General features: G+C 37.7%; 1 protein-coding gene. It reads right to left on the reverse strand.

Translation table 11 applies throughout. The features are described from left to right. Positions 1–620: 620 nt before the first annotated feature. A complete protein-coding gene (locus tag T538_RS0113720; protein ID WP_031534600.1) occupies positions 621–1,289 on the reverse strand; it encodes a hypothetical protein in 669 nt (222 codons plus the stop codon). Positions 1,290–2,239 lie beyond the last annotated feature (950 nt).

Below are 2,239 nucleotides of genomic sequence, written 5' to 3' on the forward strand. Positions count from 1 at the left end.
CAAATCTACGTCCATAGTATCTTTGTATAGGCAATAATCGCTAAATTTTGATTGAGCCAAAGTTTCCGTTCTAAAGAGAAGGGAACATAGCAAACAGACAAATAAAAATAGACTTCTTTTCATTTTAAGCTTGATTTAGAAAATTAATTTAAAGATTATGTAGACTGTCGTCAGAGCGATGTAAGCAACATACGAAACTGCAAAAATACTAAACCAGACGATACTTGTGCCATCTTTGCCCTCGAAAGTCAGTCCGTACAGCATAAATAATGAATATAACCCGAAGACGACGAGGTGTATCAAAAAGACTTTTGTTCCGTTAATAAACTTAATTGCAATCATTAGCAAGATGCAAATAAATGCTAATATCGCGAGTAATTCGTTATCACTCATATAGTTAATGCTTTCTTCCATTTTTATGCTGATTTAAATTCCGAGAGCAGAGGAGGGATATGTTAATTGTGCAAAGTATATGTTCGGTAGTTATGTACTTTTACAGTCGAGAATAAACTGTTGCTGTATTGCCCCGAAATATGTACTTCACCTTTTTGTAAATTGTTCTCATTTGCATATTGAAATAAACAGAAAGGCAGTCTGATGAGGCTGCCTTTTTCTGTTTGTTATTGTAATTCGTCCAAAGTGTCAAGAAGTCCGAAAGGATTCTTTTTGAAATCCTTCAGTTTAAAATCATCGCTTTCTATGTAGTTTGCCATTTTCGGAAAGCGGTCGAATGCGCGCCTGATGTCGGCTGTAAGTCCTCCTGTTGCATTGACGCTTGGAACATAGTATGTAACAGCAATTTCATCGCCTTTCTTGCAATAACTGTATGCAAGACTGTTAGAGCGTATGCTGTTCATAAATCCTACACCTGTAACTGTTGTTATGCTCGATGTAGATGCAAAGCCAATAAGGTTTTTGCCTTTTTGAATTACGAGCCAGAAATATCTGTGTCCCGATTTATTCATGTTTTTTGCCAAGGTGAAGTTTTTGACTGCGTAGAGCGACATAAATTCTATTTCTGTACCATCATCGTAGGTTATAACAAGACTGTTGGCTTCGTCGGCGCTTATTTCTCTCTCGTTGCCATTGTCTTCTTTTACTTTAACAGAATACAGATTGCTTACGTTGTTAGGGCCATATTTCTTGTTGTTGGTCTTAACGACTTTTCCGGAGATTTTGTTTCCGTCCAAAAGTGTAATAACGCACTTCTCTTCGTTGTTCTTTGCTTGTGTACTGAGTGGAGTACATACCAATAGTGCGGTAAGTAATGTTAAAATAAAATTCTTCATACCTCTATTTATTTTTTGATTATTTGTAATAGTTTATGTTGCAAATATAAGGCAAATAATATTAAACCACAGGCTTTATCCTGTTAAAAAAACTTAACTTACCGTGGTGTGTGCTGCGATGTCAATAAACTCTTTGCTGGTTGTTGTTTCACACAATAGTGCTGGGGTTGTTGCAGAATGTCAAGGAGCAATTTGGCTTGTTGTAACCATCGGAATCTCGTAAGCCTTCGGGATTCGTTCGGGACGCGCGCCTGTCTCTTGGTCACGATGCAAAGATACGGCAAGTTTTTTTGGCAGTTATGCGTTAGCGTACATTTGTAGGAGTTGCGTACTTTTTTAGGACATTTTTTTCTTGAATGTGATTTGCTAATTGTTCTTGCCTGTACCCTTTGGTCTTTCGCTACAAGGCTTGCACGGGCTTCTGAATAAGAGTGCTATGAGCGTCTGTCGGGTTGTGGCAACGGGGGGAATGCTTTGGCTGTCTCAATCTCAGTTATCTCAGTTGTTTTTTTTGAGGAAGCGTTTTGCTAATACCTACAGGTGTTTTGGGGTGTGCAAACCTCAAATCCGGTATAAGACCAATGCAGTTCCGGGATGAACCTAAAAATTCGGCGTTGCACATATTTTGCGCCAAGTACAGGAAAAAGCATCGTGACAAAGGCTTTTTGCTTGTCTTTTGATGCCTTTGAGGGTGAAATTTGGGGTATTTTGTACCGGATTTTGGTGTTACTTGTCTTGGTGAAACATTGCAAATGGTTGATAATAAAAGTTTTAGTGTAAAAGCGTTTCAGAGTTACAGTTGTTACAGTTAAATTCCGAAGGGTATATATTTTCTTCTTTCTAATTCTTATGTTATAATATTATTATTTATATATTATATACGCCAGTTCGGGATAAGATTAGAGTTCAAACAGCTCAAGTTGTCTTGATTTTTCGACATGCACAGGAAG

Origin of the sequence: Bacteroides sp. Ga6A2, from assembly GCF_000702225.1 — a bacterium.
GTDB lineage: Bacteria > Bacteroidota > Bacteroidia > Bacteroidales > Bacteroidaceae > Ga6A1.

Bases quoted from the DNA above. Each gene is read 5' to 3' on its own strand.
- T538_RS0113720 (WP_031534600.1), bottom strand. From the start codon at position 1,289: ATGAAGAATTTTATTTTAACATTACTTACCGCACTATTGGTATGTACT.